Source organism: Nocardioides palaemonis (assembly GCF_018275325.1).
GTDB classification, from domain to species: Bacteria; Actinomycetota; Actinomycetes; order Propionibacteriales; family Nocardioidaceae; genus Nocardioides; species Nocardioides palaemonis.
This window is the reverse complement of record NZ_JAGVQR010000004.1, coordinates 1,281,585-1,299,939: the sequence shown is the minus strand read 5'-3', so window position 1 is coordinate 1,299,939 and position 18,355 is coordinate 1,281,585. Positions and strand designations below refer to the sequence as shown.

Sequence of the window (18,355 nt, the reverse complement as noted above, 5' to 3'; positions counted from 1 at the left end):
GCCGGTCCTCGACCAGGACGAGGCACTCGACTTCTACACCCGTCACCTCGGCTTCGAGGTCCGCGACGACATCGACCTCGGCTTCATGCGCTGGCTCACCGTCGGCGTCCCCGGGCAGGACACGTCGCTGCTCCTCGAGCTCGTCGGCGGGCCGCAGCACGACGACGCCACCGCCGCGCAGGTCCGCGAGCTCGTCACCAAGGGCGCGCTCGGCGGCATCTTCCTGACCAGCGACGACGTCCACGCGACCTTCGCCTCGCTCCGCGACGCCGGCGTCGAGGTCACCCAGGAGCCGGTCGAGCAGCCCTACGGCACCGACTTCGGCATCCGCGACCCGTTCGGCAACCACGTCCGGATCAGCCAGCCCAACGCCGCCAGCCCGGCCGAGGTGCAGGACGCCTACGACGCGGCCAGCGCCCAGTGAGCTATCCGCCGCCGATCTACCACGGCGAGTCGGGCGAGGCCTCCGCGCACGTGGTGCGCGGCGACGTCGCGCCGGCCGTGGTCTACCCCAACGGCAACCAGGTGTTCTACCTCGCCCAGGGCAGCGAGACGACCGGGACGTTCGGGCTCTACCGCTGGCGGTTCGCCGGACCGGAGAGCGGGCCGGGCCCGCACTTCCACCGCACCATCACCGAGTCGTTCTACGTGCTCGACGGCACGGTCACGATCTACGACGGCACGGAGTGGGTGAAGGTGCACGCCGGCGACTTCGCCCACGTCCCGGCCGGCGGCGTCCACGGGTTCCGCAACGAGGACGGCGCCGCCGAGATGCTGCTCCACTTCGCGCCGGGCGCCCCGCGCGAGGCGTACTTCGAGCAGCTCGCCGCGGGCATCGGGGACTTCGACCAGGACGACTACGACCGCTTCATGCGCGAGCACGACAACACCTGGGTCTGAGGCTCCCTACCGCTCCGGCTCGCCCTCACGGGCAGGCCCCGGGGTGCGGGCGGCCCGCAGGGTCGCCCGCACCGGAAGACCCGCGACCCACTCGAGCGGGCCGCGCAGCCGCAGCAGGCGCAGGCCCGCGCCGATCGCGAGGAGCACGGCGAGGTGCAGGCCGAAGCTCGACGGCTCCTCCGATGGCCACACCTGCGGCGTACGCATCACGACGTGCAGCGAGTAGAGGGTCAGGGTGGCGGCTCCGGCGCCCAGGACGACGGCGAGCACCGCGGTCACGGGCCGCGGTAGCAGGCGCTCGAGGAGCAGGCAGCCCGCGATGACGAGGACCGCGCTGCCGATCGTCTGGGCCAGGTCGAACGGGGTCGCGGAGTGGGGCGCGACGAGCAGCAGCCAGCTCCAGTCACCGCCGGTGGGCGTCGTGCCGTACATCCCGGTGGCGTTCTCCGACGCCACCGCCGGGTCGACGAACGCGTGCGAGACGCGGGTCGCGAGCACGGCCGTCCCGAGGCCGCCGAGCGCGAGGCCGCCGACCAGCGTGGTGTCCCGCAGGTCGAGGCGGCCGAGGACCAGGCCGACGAGGACGTAGGCCAGCCAGGGGAACGCGGGGTAGTAGCCGGTGAGCAGCAGCTCGCCCGCCAGCTGCCCCGGGTCGCCGAGCTGCGCGAAGGTCGGGCTGTCGAAGCCGCGCTCCGGCAGGTGCGGACGGACCACGTGCGACACCACCGGCGCCACCACGACCCACGCCACCGCGAGCGGCGCGAGGATCCGGAGGCGCAGCAGGGTGAACGGCAGCGCGAGGACGAACAGCACGCCGTAGTAGGTGAGGATCACCGCGATCCCGGTGTCGAGACCGCCGAGCGCCAGTCCGAGGAGGGCGATCAGCGCGGCCCGCGCGACGATCCCGGCGGACCGCAGGGCGAGCAGCCGCCCTCGCAGCGGCTGGTGGGTCATCAGGGCCAGGCTGATCCCGGCGAGGACCGCGAAGAGCGCCGACGCGCGTCCGCCGGCCAGCCACTGGAGGGTGGTGAGGTCGCCGTCGTCCCCGCGCGGGGCGAGCACGTGGGTGGCGACCATGCCCAGCAGGGCCAGGCACCGGGCGACGTCCAGACCGACGAGGCGGCTGCCGGACGCGCTCGTCATGACCCCATCCTGCCCGGGCGTCCCAGCGGGACTCAGGTGCCGGGACGCGGGACCTGCTCGGCGAGGCGTGCGGGCGCCTGGAGGCAGTAGGAGTCGGTGAGCAGCTCGCCCAGCTCGTCCCAGTCGATCCCGGCCTCCTCGTCGAGGACCAGCCCGATCACGTTGCCGCCCCAACCGGAGCGGAAGTAGGGGTGGCCGAGGTGCTCGAAGGCCACCACCTCGTCGGGCTCGCCGCGGAAGGTGATCCGGAACACCTGGTCCTCGCCGCCGAAGACGTGGGCGACCGTCGCGCCGCCGACGCGCCACCGGGTGCCGGTCCAGGCCTGCTCCTGGGCGCAGCGAGGCAGAGCACCGAGCACCTCGTCGATGCGCAGCACCCACTCCTCCGGGACGAGCGGTCGGTCAGCGAGGGCCACGGCCCGATCCTGCCAGCGCGGACCGACAGCCGACCCTCAGCGCAGCGGTCGGAGGACGTACCTGACCAGCGCGGTCCCGCTCCACCGCGGGGCGACGCCGACGAAGCCGAGGTCGACCTTCACGCGGAGGCCGCGGCCGGTGGCGCGGACCACGAACTCCTCGCGCACCTCGGGCTCGGTGCCTCCGGGTCCGGTCGGCACCTCGGCCATCCGGCTGCGCGAGGTCACGCCGTGGAAACCCTTCGCCCGCATCCGGCGCACCAGGTCGGCCTGCACGGGACCGAGGTCGTCGGTCTCCATCGCCAGGTCGAGGAGGTGACGGCAGTCGACCCCCAGGTAGCCGCGGACCGTGTAGTCGTCGCGGGGCAGCGGCACCGACCGCGGGAAGTCCGCCGGGTCGGTGCTGGTCGGAGGACACGCCGCCTGCCGACCCGCGGCCTGTCCCGACGGCACCGGGCCGGCGGTCGCACCGGCCGGCGAGCTGCTCCCCAGGAGGACGGGGACGACGAGGGCGGTGGCCACCACGTGGCTCACGCGCATCGGCACGGTCGGTCGCGTCATGGAGGCAGTGAAGCGCACCTCTGTCGTCGCCACCACGGAACCGGGGAACTGCCTCGCCGGCCGTCCCGGAATCTGAGGACGGCCTGCAGGCCCCGGGAGCGGCCCGAGCTGCAGGACGTCCTCAGATGACGGTCAGCGGAGCGGGAGGCGCACGACCTGTCCGCCGTCGGGGCAGACGCTGCACGTGCTGACGTACGCGCTGTGGCCGGCGAAGGCCAGGCCGTAGGGCGCGACCAGGTCGTCGGCGACGACCTCGTGGGCACCGCCGGGGTCGACCCGCAGCAGCGAGCCCGACGGCGGCTGACCCTCCGGGACCGCCAGCAGGCCGTCGTCGGCGAGCTGGACGGCGTAGAGCCGGCCACCGCGCCAGCCCAGGTCGGTCACGTTGGTGAGGCCGGTGGCGTAGACGGTCGGGGCCTCGCCGCGGACCAGGCGCCAGATGGTCGAGCCGCCCGCGGGGAACGGGAAACCGGTCAGCTGGCTGACGTAGAGCGCACCGTCGGGGCCGCGGACCGCGGACGTCGGGACTGCGTCCATCGGGATGTCGCCCGGCGGGAGGAACGGCGGCGGCGGCACCAGCCGGGTCGGGAAGACCCCGAGCGTGGCGATCCGGCCGCTGTCGTTGACCCGCACGACGTCGTTGCCACCGGCGTCCGCGACGATCCAGCCGCCGCGGGCGCGGACCAGCCCGACCGGGTTGGAGTCGACCTGCGCGCCGTCGGGGTTGGCCGCGGCCTCGTGCGCGGAGACGTCGGCGATCACGCGCGGACCCGCGTCGTGCCGCGCGTGGCCGCCGTGCCTGCCGCTGTGGTCGTCGAGCCGGCCACCGAGCAGGGTGCCGAGCATCGGTGCGTACGCCGGGGCGCCGGGTGCGCTGCGGGCCGACGGGTCGGCGCCGAGGCCGACCAGGACGGCGTACCAGCCGCCGTGGACCGACACGTCGCTCGGGCCGATCGCGGCGCTGCCGTCGGGGGCGGCGATCGACGGCAGGCCCTCGAGGACCCGCTCCTGGCCCCCACGACCGATCCGCGTCACCGCGCCGGTCTGGCCGAAGCAGACGTCGCCGCCCTCCGGGCCGGGTTGGCACGCCTCCGTGCCGCCGGTGCCGGCCTCGGCGACGTAGAGGACGCCGTCGTCGAACGAGAGCTGGCGCGGGTTGTCGAGCCCGGTCGCGACGACCATCGGCCCGTCCGGCGGCGACGGGTGGTGCCCGTGGTGGCCGTGGCCGTCGGCCGAGGCCGCGCCGGGTGCGAGGGTGAGGGCGCCCGTCAGGGCGAGGGTGAGCAGTGATCCGCCGGCGGCGTGGCGTCGTCCGCGGACCCGGGTGGTGGAGAGTTCCATGGCGAGTCCGAGTGGTCGGGAATGGGTCCCGACCACCCTTCGCCGCGACCGCGGGCGGGTCCACCCCCCAATATGGGGGGTCAGTAGGACTTGGGCAGCCCCAGGCTGTGCATCGCCACGAAGTTGAGGATCATCTCCCGGCTCACCGGCGCGATCCGGCCGGCCCGTGCGGCGACCAGCAGCCCGGCCATGCCGTACTCCTGGGTGATGCCGTTGCCGCCGTGGGTCTGCACCGCGGCGTCGACGGCGTGGACGGCGGCCTCGGCGGCGGCGTACTTGGCCATGTTGGCGGCCTCCCCCGCCGCGAGGTCGTCGCCGGCGTCGACCAGCGCGGACGCCTTCTGGGTCATCAGCCGGGCCAGCTCGGTCTCGATGTGGGCCGTCGCGAGCGGGTGGGCGACCGCCTGGTGGGCGCCGATCGGCGCCTGGAAGACGGTGCGCTCCTTCGCGTAGGCCGCCGCCTTGCCGAGCGCGTGACGCGCGAGCCCGGTCGAGAACGACGCGGCCATGATCCGCTCGGGGTTGAGCCCGGCGAAGAGCTGCACCAGCCCGCCGTCCTCGTCGCCGACCAGCGCGTCGGCCGGCAGCCGGACGTCGTCGATGAACACCTGGAACTGCTTCTCCGGGCTGACGATCTCCATCGCGATCGCGGTGAACTCGAAGCCGGGCGCGTCGGTGGGGACCACGAAGAGGCAGGGCTTGAGCTTGCCGGTGCGGGCGTCCTCGGCGCGGGCGACGACGAGCACGTTCGCTGCCTCGTCGACGCCGGAGATGTAGACCTTGCGGCCGTTGAGCACCCACGAGTCGCCGTCGCGACGGGCCGTGGTGGTGATGTTGTGCGAGTTGGTGCCGGCGTCGGGCTCGGTGATCGCGAACGCCATCGTCGCGGTGCCGTCGCAGATGCCGGGGAGCCAGCGCTGCTTCTGGTCCTCCGTGCCGTAGCGCGCGATCACGGTCCCGCAGATCGCCGGGCTGACGACCATCATCAGCAGCGGGCAGCCCTGGGCGGCGAGCTCCTCGCAGACGGCGGCCACGTCGCCGATGCCGCCGCCACCGCCGCCGTACTCCTCGGGGACGTTGATGCCGAGGTAGCCGGCCTTGGCGATCTCCATCCACAGCTCGGTGGTCTTCTCGCCGGAGCGGGCGCGCTCGACGAACCAGTCGCGGCCGTAGCCGGAGGCCAGCCGGGCGACCTGGCGCCGGAGCTCCTGGCGCTCCTCGGACTCGGTGAAGTTCGACATCCTTGCTCCTCGATAGGGGTTTCGAGACGGTCGCTGCGCGACCTCCTCAACCAGCGGTGGGCGCTTCCTCGACGACGGCGAGGACCTCCCCGGACGCGACCTGCGCCCCGGGCTCGACGTCGATCCGCGAGACCACGCCGTCGTGCGGCGCGGCCACGGTGTGCTGCATCTTCATGGCCTCCAGGACCAGGACCGGGTCGCCGGCCGACACGGTGTCCCCCGCCTCGACCGCGACCTTGACCACCGTGCCCGGCATCGGCGCGAGCAGCGAGCCGCTCGCGACTGCGTCGGCGGGGTCGGTGAAGCGCGGCACCTCGCGTAGGCGCGCGGACAGAAGTGGTCCGTCGACCCACACCTCACGCGGGGCACCGGGGCGCTCGGCGCAGATGTGTCCGCGCGTCTGCGTCGTGACGCCGTCGACCTCCAGCCGCGCGTGGGTCGGCGAGACCTCCAGCACGGTGACCCCGTCGATGACGAAGCCGTCGCGGGTGCCCCACCACTCGACCGGGTCGTGGCCCTCGAAGGTGGTGCGCTGCGGCTGGCTGGTGACGTTGCGCCAGGCGGCGGGCACACCCTGCTGGACCGTACGCCGCGCCGCGTCGTCGGCGGCCAGCATCAGTGCTGCCGCGACGACGCTCGTCCGCTCCGTCGCAGGTGAGTCTCCGGGAGACTCAGCGGAAATCGGACGCGACTCCAGCCAGGTCGTCGTCATCTCCCCGGCGACGAAGACCAGGTCGGTGAGGATCTCCACCAGCTGGTCGCGGTTGGTCGTCACGCCGTGGACCCGGGCGCGGCGCAGGGCCGCGACGAGCTGGCGGACCGCCTGCTCGCGGGTCGGCGCCCACGAGACGACCTTGGCGAGCATCGCGTCGTAGAAGGTCGAGACCTCGTCACCGGAGCCGAAGCCGCTGTCGACCCGGACCCCGCGATCGCGGCCGACGAGCCCGAACGCGACGTCGTGGTCGATCTCGAAGGTCACGAGCCGCCCGCTCTGCGGGACGTACGCGGCGTCCTCGGCGTAGAGCCGGACCTCGACCGCGTGGCCGGCCCGGTCCTCGGTGGTCGAGGTGCGAGGAGCGCCAGCGACGAGCCCTGAGACCTCCCGCCCCTCGGCGACCGCGACCTGCAGCTCGACCAGGTCGAGGCCGGTCACCAGCTCGGTGACGGGGTGCTCGACCTGGAGGCGGGTGTTCATCTCGAGGAAGAAGAACCGGTCGGTGGCCGGGTCGTGGAGGAACTCGACCGTGCCGGCGCCGCGGTAGCCGATGTCGGCGGCGAGCCGCTCGGCTGCCTCGCACATCGCCCGCTCGGTCTGTGCGGGCAGTCCCGGTGCGGGCGCCTCCTCGACGACCTTCTGGTGACGTCGCTGCACGGAGCAGTCGCGGGTGCCGAGCGCGACGGCATGGTGCGCGTCGGCGAAGACCTGAACCTCGACGTGGCGCCCGGCCTCGACGTAGGGCTCGACGAAGACGGTGCCGTCGCCGAAGGCGGAGAGCGCCTCGGCGCGTGCGGCCTCGATCTCCGCGTCGAGCCGGTCGAGGGAGCGTACGACCCGCATCCCGCGGCCGCCGCCGCCGGCGCTGGCCTTGACCAGCAGCGGCAGGTCGGCCTCGGTCGGTGCCGCTGGCGCCGACAGGACCGGTACGCCGGCCTTCTCGGCGATCTCCTTGGCCCGGACCTTGTCGCCCATCGCCTCGATCGCCCCGGGCGGCGGTCCGACCCAGGTGAGGCCCGCGTCGATCACAGCGCGGGCGAAGTCGGCGTTCTCGGACAGGAAGCCGTAGCCCGGGTGGACCGCGTCGGCGCCCGCGCGTTGCGCCGCGGAGACCACCTCCGACGCCTTCAGGTAGGTGTCCGCGGGCGCGTTCCCGGGCAGCCGGATGGCGGCGTCGGCCTCGGTGACGAAGGGCAGACCCGCGTCGGCGTCGGAGTGGACCGCGACGGTCTCGATGCCGAGCCTGCGACAGGTGGCGAAGACGCGGCGGGCGATCTCGCCGCGGTTGGCGACCAGGAGCCTGGAGATCATGGACGGAACACCCCGAACCCGTCGGCGCCCTGGAACGGCGCGTTCTCGATGACGCTGAGGCAGATTGCAAGCACCGTGCGGGTGTCGCGAGGATCGATCACGCCGTCGTCGTAGAGCATCCCGGACAGCGCGTAGGGCAGGGACTGCTCCTCCACCATCGCCTCGACCATGGCGCGCATCCCGGCGTCACCCTCCTCGTCGTAGGCCTGTCCCTTCCCCTCCGCGGCGGCGCGCGCGACGATCGACAGCACCCCTGCGAGCTGGGCCGGGCCCATCACCGCGGACTTGGCGGAAGGCCACGTGAAGAGGAACCGCGGGTCGTAGGCGCGGCCGTTCATGCCGTAGTTGCCGGCGCCGTAGGACGCGCCCATGATCACGCTCAGGTGCGGGACGGTGGAGTTGGAGACCGCGTTGATCATCATCGCGCCGTGCTTGATGATGCCGCCCTGCTCGTAGTCCTTGCCGACCATGTAGCCGGTGGTGTTGTGCAGGAACAGCAGCGGGGTGTCGGACTGGTTCGCGAGCTGGATGAACTGCGTCGCCTTCTGTGCCTCCTCGCTGAACAGCACGCCCTGCGCGTTGGCGAGGATGCCGATCGGGCGGCCGTGCAGCTGCGCCCAGCCGGTGACGAGCGAGGTGCCGTAGAGCGGCTTGAACTCGTCGAACGGCCGGCCGTTGCGCTCGCTCGTCCCGTCGACGACGCGCACGATCACCTCGCGCGGGTCGAATGGCTCCTTGAGGTCGGTGGGGACGAGGTCGAGCAGGCCCTCGGGGTCCTCGTCGGGCTCCGCGAAGGGCAACTGGGACACCCTCGTCGACGCTAGGCGCACGCCATGGCGTGCGTCAGGCGGAGATGTGTCCGCTCGAGCACGCCCGTTGGCGGGCTTCCCCCGGTTCAGCCGGGCCACGATCCGCCGCCCGATCCGGATCGCGTCGTGCTCGTCCTCGGCGAGGTAGTCGGCGAGGCCGGAGACGCGCGCATGCATCTCGGCGCCGCCCAGCGACTCGTCGTCCGACTCCTCGCCGGTCGCCATCTTCACCAGCGGCGGACCGCCGAGGAACACCTTCGCGCCGCCGCGGACGAAGACCGTGTAGTCGCTCATCCCGGGGACGTACGCCCCGCCGGCGGTGCTGTTGCCGAAGACCAGCGCGATGGTGGGCTGGCGGCGCGCTGAGGCTCGGGTCAGGTCGCGGAACAGCTTGCCGCCGGGGATGAAGATCTCCTTCTGCGTCGGCAGGTCGGCGCCGCCGGACTCGACCAGGGAGATCGTCGGGAGGTGGTTCTCCTCGGCGATCTGGGAGGCGCGGAAGATCTTCTTCACCGTCCACGGGTTGCTCGCGCCGCCCTTGACGGTCGGGTCGTTGGCGCTGATCAGGCACTCCACACCCTCGACGACACCGATGCCGGTCACCACCGACGCGCCGACCGTGAAGTCCGACCCCCAGCCGGCGAGCGGCGACAGCTCGAGGAACGCCGACCCGGGGTCGACGAGCAGCTCGATCCGCTCACGCGCGGTCAGCTTGCCGCGGGCGTGGTGGCGGTCGACGTACTTCTCCCCGCCGCCGGCCACGGCGACCGCGTGCTGGGCGTCGAGGTCGGCGAGCTTCTCGAGCATCGCCGTCCTGTTCGCCGAGGGTGCGCTCACTGCTCGACCACCGCCTTCATCCGCTCCAGCGTGGTCCGCATCCCGTTGCGGTTGGTGCGCCCGCGCAGCGCACCGAGCAGCGTCCAGTAGACGCGGGTGAACAGCGACGGCTCCATCCGGAAGTACTCCGTCACGAGCGTCCCGCCGTCCTTCGGCTCGAGCCGGTAGCCCCAGTTGTTGACGGTGATCGCGTCGGTCCCGACGGCGAACTCGAAGACCTTCTCGACCTCGCAGGCGGTCACCCGGCACGGCGACCAGTACGTCGGGCCGACGCCGTTGCGCTTCACGTGCCCGGCGAAGTACGCCCCGACCTCCGGCCCGGTCGACCCGCGGGTCCACTTCGCCTCGAAGGTCTCGGGGCTGAACTCCCCGATCCGGGTCACGTCGCTCACCAGGTCCCAGACCTCCGCGGGCGTCGCGTCCATCCAGACCGACACCTCGTCACCCAGCGACGGCAGCTTGATCATCAGTTCTCCATATCGGTGGTTGAGGAAGGACGACGTCCTGTCACGAAACCCATCAGCAGTACCCCATCAGCCGGGCGGCCAGGTCGCGGAGCACCTCGTCCGCGCCACCGCCGATCGGCAGGAGCCGGGCGTCGCGGTAGTGCCGCTCGACCTCGGTCCCGTGCATGTATCCGGAGCCGCCGAACAGCTGGACGGCCCGGTCGCAGACGAAGGCCGCGCAGTCGACGGCAGTCTGCTTGGCCAGGCACGCCTCGGCGATGACGAGCTCTCCCGCGACGTGGCGTGCCGCGACGTGGCGGGTGTAGGTCCGGGCGACCTCGACCTGGCGGCGCATCTCGACCAGCACGTGCTGGACCGACTGGTTCGCCGCGAGCGGGCGCCCGAACGTCGTACGGTCCCGGGCGTGGGCGGCGGCCAGGTCCAGCGCGCGTGCCGCGATGCCGTAGCCGTGGACGGCCAGCGCGATCCGCTCGACGACGAACTGCTCGGCGATCTGGGCGAAGCCGCTGCCCTCGGCGCCGACCAGGTTGGCGGCCGGCACCCGCACGTCGACGTAGGCCAGCTCGGCGGTGTCGGAGCAGTGCCAGCCCATCTTGTGCAGCGACCGGGAGACGGTGAAGCCGGGCGTGCCCTTCTCCACGACGAGAAGCGAGATGCCGCCGTGCCCCGGGCCGCCGGTGCGGACCGCGGTGGTGACGAAGTCGGCGCGGACGCCTGAGGTGATGAAGGTCTTGGCGCCGTTGACGACGTAGTGGTCGCCGTCGCGCTCGGCTCGCGTGGTGATCCGTGCGACGTCGGACCCGCCGCCCGGCTCGGTGATGGCGAGCGACCCGATGGTCTCCCCCGCCAGCGTCGGGCGGACGAACCGGTCGACGAGGTCGGGGTCCCGTGTCGCGGAGAGGTGCGGCAGCGCGATGCCGGCGGTGAACAGCGCGGCCATCAGCCCGCTGGACGCGCCCGCGGCGAACATCGCCTCCTGCATCGCGACCGAGTCGAGCAGGTCGCCCCCGCTGCCGCCGACCTCCTCCGGGAAGGCCACGCCGATCAGCCCGAGCTCGCCCGCCGAGCGGTGCAGCGACCGCGGCACCTCGCCGGCGTCCTCCCACTCCTGCAGGTGCGGGACGACCTCGCGCTCGGTGAAGCGGGTCGCGGTCGCGGCGAGCGCCTCCCGCTCGGCGGATTTCGACGCGCCCGTCGCGGCCTCGTCCCTCGGCCGCGGGGCTTGCTCGATCTCCCCTCGCGACGCGTCACGCTCGTTCCTCGCGTGCCCCTGCTCGGTGATCACAGCAGGCTCTTCTCGATCGAGACCGTCCGCGAGCGCAGCCACTCGCCGAGGCCCTTGGCCTGCGGGTCGAAGCGGGTCGAGGCGGCGACGCCCTGGCCGAGCAGGCCGTGCACGACGAGGTTGACCGCGCCGAGGTGCGGCAGCAGCCAGACCTCGACGTCGAGGTCGGCCGCCTCCGGCAGCAGCGTGCCGATGCCGCGCGGCGACACCATCTTGAACAGCCACTGCACGCGGGCGTCGTAGGTCGCGCGGTCGACGCCGTCGTGGGCGACCCAGAGGCCGATGTTGGCGTCACCGCCCTTGTCGCCGGAGCGGGCGTGCACGAAGGTGCCGAGCGGCATCCGGCGGGTGAGCACGTCGGGGCGCCCCGGGTACGGCGAGGGGCGGGCGCCCGGCGCCTCGGTGGGGGGCGTGAACGCCACCGGGTCGGGGACGACCTCGCGCCGACCGTCGGCGTGGACGACCGTGTGCGTCACGTCGGCGCGGTCGACCAGCTCGGCGCGGTAGACGCCGTAGGGCGTGGCCGGTCCGGGCGGGGCGGTCATCGTGAAGCCGGGGTAGGACGCCAGCGCGAGCTCGACGACGGCGGAGGTGAAGACGCGGCCGACCGGGTCGGGCGAGGGGTCCTTGACGGTGCAGCGCAGGAGGGTCGAGGCCGCCTCCTCGGTCGCGGCGTCGGCGGGCGGGGGCGTCACCTCCGACCACACCACCTCCTCGGCGGCCAGGCGCGGGGTCAGCTGCTCGCGCACCCAGGCGGCCTTGGCCTCGACGTCGAGGCCGGTCAGCACCAGCTCGACGCCGTTGCGCCAGCCGCCGAGCTCGTTGACGCACACCTTGAGCCGCTCCGGCGGCGCCTCGCCGACGACGCCCGAGATCGCCACCCGGTCCTCGTCCTGCTGCTCGAGGCGCACCGAGTCGAGGTGGACCGTGACGTCGGGACCCAGGTAGCGCGTGGACTGGATCTCGTAGACCAGCTGGGCGGTGACGGTGTCGACGGTGACTGCCCCGCCGGTGCCGGAGTGCTTGGTGATCACGCTCGAGCCGTCGGCGGCGACCTCGGCGACCGGGAAGCCGAGCGGCAGGTCGCGCCGCGGCAGGTCGAGGAAGCCGCTGAAGTTGCCGCCGGTCGCCTGGGCGCCGCACTCGATGACGTGCCCGGCGACGACCGCGCCGGCGAGCGCGTCGTACGCCGTGGCGTCCCAGCCGTGGTGGGCGACGGCCGGCCCGACGACGAGCGAGGCGTCGGTGACCCGGCCCGTGACGACGACGTCGGCCCCGGCACGCAGGGCGGCGGCGATGCCCAACCCGCCGAGGTAGGCGTTGGCGGTGAGCGCACCGTCGAACGACAGCGCGCGGACGTCGTCGCCCTCGACGTGGGCGACCTGCGGGTCGAGCCCGAGGCCTCGGGCGACCTCGCGGACCTTGTCGGCGAGCCCGGTGGGGTTGAGGCCGCCGGCGTTGGCGACGAGCCGCACGCCCTTCTCCAGCGCCAGGCCGAGGCAGTCCTCGACCTGGCGGACGAAGGTACGGGCGTAGCCGAGGCTCGCGTCCTTCATCTGGTCGCGACCGAGGATCAGCATGGTGAGCTCGGCGAGGTAGTCGCCGGTGAGGACGTCCAGCTCGCCTCCCTCCAGCATCTCCCGCATCGCGGAGAGCCGGTCGCCGTAGAAGCCGGAGCAGTTGCCGATCCTGACCACTCCGCTCACCGGGGCGCCCGTCCTTCGCCCGGCTGGCCGGCGAACGCCTGGGCGATCCCGAGCCACCGGTCGACGTCGGCGCCGGTCGCGACCAGGTCGGTGTCGGCGCGGTGTACCCGCTGGGTCACCAGCCGGCAGAAGTCGCCGGCGCTGCCGGTGAGCGTCTGCGCGGCGTCGTCGGGGCCCCACGTCCACTGCTCCCCCGACGGCGAGACGAGGTCGATGCGGAACTCCTCGGCGGGCGCCTCGAGCCCGTGGACGGCGTACGCGAAGTCGCGGGTCCGGACACCGAGGTGGGCGACGTGCCGGATCCGGTCGGTGTCCTCCACCTCCGCGCCGAGGCCCGCGTGGACGTCGAGGCTGTGCGCCCACGTCTCCATCAGCCGGGCCGTCGCCATCGACGTCGCCGACATCGGCGGGCCGAACCACGGCATCTTCTGCCCGCTCGGGTACGTCGTGAGCGCGGCGTGCAGCGCCTGCCGGCTGCCTCGCCAGCGACCGAGGAGGTCGGCGCCGCGGGCCACGTCGAGCGCCTGCTGGTCGACGAAGCCCTCGGGATCGGCGATCGCGCCGAGGACGACGGCGTCCCACGCCTCCTTGTCGGTGGCGGCCTTCAGCGCGACCTCGTCGGTCCACGCGAGGTGGGCGACCTGGGTCGCGACGTCCCACCCGGGCGCGGGCGTCGGGGTGCGCCAGCCGGCCTCGTCGAGCCCGGAGACGAGCGCGTCGAGGCGCTCGCCCTCCGCGGCGAGGTCGGCGAGCACCTGGGTCAGCACGTCGGTCATGTCAGCTCCTTGCCAGCTCACGGTCCAGCACGTCGGCCCAGCCGTCGAGGATCCGGCGCCGGCGGGCGGTGTCGTCGGTGATCGTCTGCGCCAGCCCGAGGCCGCGGACCAGGTCGAGGGTCGCCTGCACGAGCTCGCGCACGCCCGGCTGCGACTCGTCGGCGCCGAGCGCGGCGACGGTGAGGCGGTGGGTCTCGCGGCCGACGCGCTGCTCCAGCGGCGCGACCGCGGCGAGCAGCGCCTCGTCGGTGCGGGCGGCGACCCACAGCTCGAGGGCGGCGGCGAAGACCGGCGAGGCGAAGTGGTCGCCCAGCATCCGCAGCACGGTACGGGTGTCGCGCCGCGAGAGACCCTCGACCGCGTCGGCGAGCTCGGCGCCGCGGAGCTCGGTGAGGTGCTCGACGGCGGCCACGACGAGGTCGTTCTTGGTCGGGAAGTGGTGCAGCTGCGCGCCCCGGCTGACGCCCGCGCGCTCGGAGACCAGCGTCGTCGACGTCCCGGCGAAGCCCCGCTCGACCAGCAGCTCGACCGTCGCCTCGAGCAGCCGCGCCCGCATCGCGCGGGTGCGGTCGGCCTGCGGCACGCGAGTGGAGGTCACGACGCCAGCCTGCCGTCGTACAAACAAACAGTCAAGCCTGACTTTTTGTTGAAGACTGGGTACCTGGGGACGTCCTGGTGGGCGAAACCCCCGCTTCACCCACCAGAACGTCCCCAGATACCCAGCCTCGGGGCCGGTCGGTCCTCAGTCGAGGCGCGCGACCAGCGGCAGCCGGGAGCGGGCGGTGAGGCCGACGACCGCGGCGGTCAGCAGCGGCAGCACCAGCACGATGACCCCGATCAGGAGCCAGGGGACGTCGAGGAACGGCCCCTGCTCCGGTGCGCCGCTGATGGTCACGGAGGTGAGCGGGCGCGAGATCGCGACACCCGGGATGAACCCGATCGCCGCGCCGAGGAGCGCGCCGACCGCCCCCACCACGAGGGCGTACGCCGCCGCGACCCGCCGGCGCGTGCGCGGCGCCGCGCCGACCGCGGCGAGCGTCGCGAGGTCGGGGCGGGCGTCGGAGAGCGAGGAAGGTGGCGGTCAGCGTGCCGCCGAGCATCAGGACTCCCCCGAGGACACCGAGGACGAGCAGGACCACGACCGCCTCCGCCGGACGCTGGTAGCCGCGCTCGACGTAGAGGTAGCTGCCGGCGACCGCGCCCTCGACCGTCTCCTGCAGGCGGGTCTCGGTCGCCTCGTCGAGGTCGCCGGTCAGCCGCAGCGAGGTGGTGGCGACCGGGATGCCGAGGTCGTCGGCAACCCGCGTCGGCAGCACGAGCTCGGCGGGGGCGCTGCCGTCGCGGGGCCCCCACGGGACGACCTGCGCCGACAGCCGGTCCTCGTCGCTGGCTTCGGGCTCGGAGGCGTTGCCCCGCCAGGTGTCGCGGCGCAGGGTGACGTCGGCGACGGCGGGCTCGGCGTCGGCGAAGACGACCGCGGTGCCCTGCCCGAGCGCCGTGTCCACCAGCGGCGCCGCGGCGCCGGTCACGCCGGCGTCGGCCGCGGAGTCGGCCACGGCGACCGTGGTGCAGCAGTAGGACAACCCGCTCCCCGAGTCGTCGACCCCCGTCTCGACGTAGGTCGAGGTGTAGCCCTCCTCGGAGTAGATCTCCTGCATGCCGCGCAGCGGCTGCATCTCGACGCCGGGCGCGGTGGTGCGGACGAGGTCCTCGATGCGGTCCCAGACGACGTCGGGGTCCGGCGGCTCCTCCCCCGGCAGGGCGTCCGGCGACCAGCTGAGCCGGCCGGTGCCGATCTCCGCCTGCGGCTGGTAGGTCCGCTCGTTCTCGAGGTGGTCGCTGGCGTTGGCGATGCCGAGCGCGACCACGCCGGCGACGGTCGCCGCCACTGCGGCGACGGCCGGGACCGTACGGGTGCGGTGGCGCGCCGCGTCGCGCGCGGCGTAGCGGGCCGTGAGCGGGAGGCGACCGGCCAGGCGGGCGACGGCCGCGACCACGACCGGCACGACCAGGATCATCCCGAGCACCGACACCACGGCCGCAGCAGCGATCCACACACCGCCTCGTCCGTCGTCGGACGTCGCCGCGCCGTAGGCCGACGCGGCCGTGCCGATCCCGACGAGCACCAGTCCCAGCACCGGCGTCGAGGCGCGCGGACGGCGGTCGCCCCGACGGCCGCCGAGGACCGCGACGACGTCCTGCCGGCTGGCCAGCCAGGCCGGGACCGCGGAGGCCAGCACCGCGGAGACGATGCCGAAGGCGACGATGGCCGCGAGGTAGGCCGCGGGCAGCTCGAACGGTCCGAACCACTCGCCGTTGAAGCGCTGCACGAGCGGGAGCAGGGCCCAGCCGACGACCACGCCGAGCACCAGCCCGAGCCCGGAGGCCACGAGGCCGAGCACGACCCCGCTGGCGAGGATCACCCGCCGCGCCTGCGCTGGCGTGCCGCCGGATGCGGCGATGAGCGCGAGCGTACGGGCGTGGCGGCGGGCGCCCACCGCGAAGGCCGGCCCGGCGAGGAGCACCACCTCGATCAGCGCCATCACGACGATGAGCGCGACCACGGCGTAGACCTCGTCCTGCCCGGTGTCGTAGCCCATCTGCTCGGCCATCGACGCGAGGTCGGGCGGGTCGGCCAGCACGGCGCGCGACGTCGCGAGGACGCCGACCCGGTTGAGCTCGCGCACCTGCGACCAGGTGACCGGACCGCCGTCGACCAGCCACTGGCGGACGTTGTCGCCGCCGGTGGGCAGGTCGGCGACGGCGCCGAGGACGACCGGCTGGTCGTACGAGGTCGCGTCGCGGCCCACGCCGACGACCGTCAGGTCCGTGCCGTCGAGCTCGAAGGAGTCGCCGAGGGCGAGGCCCTTGGCGAGCATCGCGGGGTTGGCCACCACCTCGCCCGGCGACCGCGGCAGGCGGCCCCGCTCGAGGTCGAAGAGCCCGGCCGCGACGGGATCGGAGAGGTCGACGCCGGTGGTCGTGAAGCCGACGACGCGCTCGCCGAGGCGGGCGCGCGTCCAGCCGGTCGAGAACGGCACCAGACGGACGTCGTCGCCGAGGACCGCGCGTACGTCGGCGGCGCCCGGCGGGTCGTCGTAGTCCATCTCGCCGAGCTGCACCCACTCGCTGCCGCCACTCGGGTCGAGGCCCTGCAGGACGGGCCCGCGACCCTCGGTGCGCAGGCGGGCGTCGGCGGCGCCCATCACCCGCTCGGTGCCCTCGGCCCCCGACACCTCGGCCGTCTTGAGCACCACCGCCGCGGCGGTGACGGCCAGCACCGGCAGGCTGATCATCACCAGCACCAGCGCGCTACGGCCGCGGTGGCGCAGCGCGTCGCGCCAGGCGATGAGGAGGGCGGGGCGCCAGCCGCTCACCTCGCGTCCTCGGCGAGCAGCGCCTCCGGCTCGTCGGCCCCGGTCTCGTCGACCACGACGCCGTCGCGCAGGAAGACCACCCGGTCGGCCCAGGCGGCGTGGCGCGCCTCGTGGGTGACCATCACGCCGGCGGCCCCCGCGTCGCAGCGGGCGCGGAGCAGCCGCAGGATCTCCTCGCCGGTGTCGGTGTCGAGGGCGCCGGTGGGCTCGTCGGCGAGGATCAGCCGGCGGTCGCCGACGATGGCGCGCGCGATCGCGACGCGCTGCTGCTGCCCGCCCGACATCTCGTCGGGGAACCGGTCGGCGAGGTCGGCGATGCCGACCTCCTCGAGCGCGGCGAGCGCCAGCCGGCGCGCGACGCGGCCCTTCTCGCCGTCGAGCTCGCGCGGCAGCGCGACGTTCTCCGCGGCGGTCAGCGCGGGGATCAGGTTGAAGTCCTGGAAGACGTAGCCCACCGACGTACGCCGCATGCGCGCACGACCGGCCTGGTCGAGCGAGGCGAGGTCGGTGCCCTCGATCCAGACCGAGCCGGACGTCGGGGCGTCGAGCCCGCCGGCGAGGGTCAGCAGCGTCGACTTCCCCGAGCCGGACGGACCCATGACGGCGACGAGCTCGCCGGGGTGGGCGCGGAAGGTGACCCCGCGCAGGGCGTGGACCTCGGTGGCGCCCTCGCCGTGGACGCGGGTGGCGGCGGCGAGGTGGAGGACGGCGTTCACCGGCGGACCTCCTCGGCGCTCGTGGCAGGCGCGGCCTGGGCCGCGCTGCGGGCGTCGAGCGCCGCGCGGCGCAGCCGGGCCTCGCAGTGGTCGAGCCAGCGCACCTCGGCCTCGGCGTCGAAGACCAGCGAGTCGAGGACCAGGCTCCAGGCCAGGTCCTCGGGAGCGGCGGGGCTCGCCGCGCGGCCGGAGCGCTTGAGCCGGGTGTAGTCCTGCAGCGCGGCCATCGTGGCCGAGCGCTGGCGCTGGATGATCGCGGCCACGTCGACCCCGGGCAGGGTCACCGCGATCGCGAGCTTGATCGCGAGCTCGTCGCGCGGGGGCTGGGAGCGAGGCACCGGGGTGGCGAACCACTGCGACACCTCGCTCCGCCCCGCGTCGGTGGCGCGGTAGCTGACCTGGCGGTCCGACCCCTCCGGGGCGGTCGGGTCGTCGGCACCCCCGTGTCCGACGACCTCGACCATCCCGTCGCGCTCGAGCCGGGTCAGGGTCGTGTAGACCTGCCCGATGTTGAGCGGCCAGGTCTCGCCCGTCCGCTGCTCGAACTCGGCCCGCAGCTGGTAGCCGTACATCGGCCCCTGCTCGAGGATCGCCAGCATCGCCTGCCGGATCGACATCCGCGCCTCCGTGCATCTCGTCCACCGCCCCCGTCGGCGGGTGGATACCGGGTATGTATACCACGTATGCAACGCCCTTCATCGATCCCCGGCTGACCGGCGATCGCTGAACTTGTCGGCCCGTGCAACGCCTGACA

Annotated in this window: 16 protein-coding genes and 1 pseudogene; 2 read left to right on the top strand and 15 right to left on the bottom strand. The window is 73.9% G+C overall.

The genetic code is table 11. The features are described 5' to 3' along the window. Window positions 1-424: VOC family protein (locus KDN32_RS22025; protein ID WP_211734895.1), on the top strand; the 424-nt coding region annotated here is incomplete at its 5' end. Next, a complete protein-coding gene (locus KDN32_RS23470; protein WP_211734893.1) occupies window positions 421-900 on the top strand; it encodes a cupin domain-containing protein in 480 nt (159 codons plus the stop codon). The genes KDN32_RS22025 and KDN32_RS23470, both read left to right, overlap by 4 nt. Before the next feature lie 558 nt (window positions 901-1,458). On the opposite strand, the pseudogene KDN32_RS23585 reads toward KDN32_RS23470, so the two are convergent. From KDN32_RS23585 to KDN32_RS21945, 15 genes and pseudogenes are all read right to left on the bottom strand, one after another. Beyond that, a pseudogene (locus tag KDN32_RS23585) lies at window positions 1,459-2,043 on the bottom strand (heparan-alpha-glucosaminide N-acetyltransferase domain-containing protein); the annotation flags it as partial. 32 nt (window positions 2,044-2,075) lie between these two features. Further along, window positions 2,076-2,459 carry an MmcQ/YjbR family DNA-binding protein gene (locus KDN32_RS22010; RefSeq protein ID WP_211734889.1) on the bottom strand — a complete coding sequence of 128 codons (384 nt, stop codon included), beginning with the start codon at window positions 2,457-2,459 and terminating at the stop codon, window positions 2,076-2,078. Between the two features lie 36 nt (window positions 2,460-2,495). Further along, window positions 2,496-3,020 (bottom strand): hypothetical protein, encoded by a 525-nt coding sequence (locus KDN32_RS22005; RefSeq protein ID WP_211734887.1) that lies wholly within the window; start codon window positions 3,018-3,020, stop codon window positions 2,496-2,498. Between the two features lie 132 nt (window positions 3,021-3,152). Continuing rightward, window positions 3,153-4,361: a ScyD/ScyE family protein gene (locus KDN32_RS22000; protein WP_211734885.1), complete on the bottom strand. Its 1,209-nt coding sequence runs from the start codon at window positions 4,359-4,361 to the stop codon at window positions 3,153-3,155. A gap of 80 nt (window positions 4,362-4,441) precedes the next feature. Beyond that, window positions 4,442-5,602, bottom strand: coding sequence for an acyl-CoA dehydrogenase family protein (locus tag KDN32_RS21995; RefSeq protein WP_211734884.1), 1,161 nt, complete (start codon window positions 5,600-5,602; stop codon window positions 4,442-4,444). Window positions 5,603-5,648: 46 nt separating this feature from the next. Then, on the bottom strand, window positions 5,649-7,628 hold the full coding sequence (locus KDN32_RS21990) for an ATP-binding protein (RefSeq protein ID WP_211734882.1): 1,980 nt from the start codon (window positions 7,626-7,628) through the stop codon (window positions 5,649-5,651). Next, the gene (locus KDN32_RS21985; protein ID WP_211734880.1) at window positions 7,625-9,244 is read right to left on the bottom strand and encodes an acyl-CoA carboxylase subunit beta; all 1,620 of its coding nucleotides are present in this window, start codon (window positions 9,242-9,244) and stop codon (window positions 7,625-7,627) included. Before KDN32_RS21985 ends, KDN32_RS21990 begins: the two co-directional genes overlap by 4 nt. Before the next feature lie 26 nt (window positions 9,245-9,270). Next, entirely contained in the window at window positions 9,271-9,741 is a 471-nt protein-coding gene (locus KDN32_RS21980; RefSeq protein ID WP_211734878.1) for an SRPBCC family protein, read from the bottom strand. A 52-nt stretch (window positions 9,742-9,793) separates the two neighbouring features. Next, window positions 9,794-11,026 carry an acyl-CoA dehydrogenase family protein gene (locus tag KDN32_RS21975; protein ID WP_307854290.1) on the bottom strand — a complete coding sequence of 411 codons (1,233 nt, stop codon included), beginning with the start codon at window positions 11,024-11,026 and terminating at the stop codon, window positions 9,794-9,796. Continuing rightward, complete coding sequence (locus tag KDN32_RS21970) at window positions 11,023-12,732, bottom strand: acyclic terpene utilization AtuA family protein (protein WP_211734876.1); 1,710 nt, start codon at window positions 12,730-12,732, stop codon at window positions 11,023-11,025. The genes KDN32_RS21975 and KDN32_RS21970 overlap by 4 nt, the downstream gene beginning before the upstream one ends. Further along, a complete protein-coding gene (locus KDN32_RS21965; RefSeq protein ID WP_211734874.1) occupies window positions 12,729-13,508 on the bottom strand; it encodes a TIGR03084 family metal-binding protein in 780 nt (259 codons plus the stop codon). Before KDN32_RS21965 ends, KDN32_RS21970 begins: the two co-directional genes overlap by 4 nt. Window position 13,509: 1 nt before the next feature. After that, window positions 13,510-14,106 carry a TetR/AcrR family transcriptional regulator gene (locus KDN32_RS21960; RefSeq protein ID WP_307854288.1) on the bottom strand — a complete coding sequence of 199 codons (597 nt, stop codon included), beginning with the start codon at window positions 14,104-14,106 and terminating at the stop codon, window positions 13,510-13,512. A gap of 31 nt (window positions 14,107-14,137) precedes the next feature. Further along, the gene (locus KDN32_RS23610) at window positions 14,138-16,885 is read right to left on the bottom strand and encodes an ABC transporter permease (protein ID WP_211734872.1); all 2,748 of its coding nucleotides are present in this window, start codon (window positions 16,883-16,885) and stop codon (window positions 14,138-14,140) included. Then, window positions 16,882-17,601, bottom strand: a complete 720-nt coding sequence (locus KDN32_RS21950) for an ABC transporter ATP-binding protein (RefSeq protein ID WP_211734870.1) — start codon at window positions 17,599-17,601, stop codon at window positions 16,882-16,884. Before KDN32_RS21950 ends, KDN32_RS23610 begins: the two co-directional genes overlap by 4 nt. Further along, window positions 17,598-18,218: a PadR family transcriptional regulator gene (locus KDN32_RS21945; protein ID WP_211734868.1), complete on the bottom strand. Its 621-nt coding sequence runs from the start codon at window positions 18,216-18,218 to the stop codon at window positions 17,598-17,600. Before KDN32_RS21945 ends, KDN32_RS21950 begins: the two co-directional genes overlap by 4 nt. Between the last annotated feature and the right edge of the window lie 137 nt (window positions 18,219-18,355).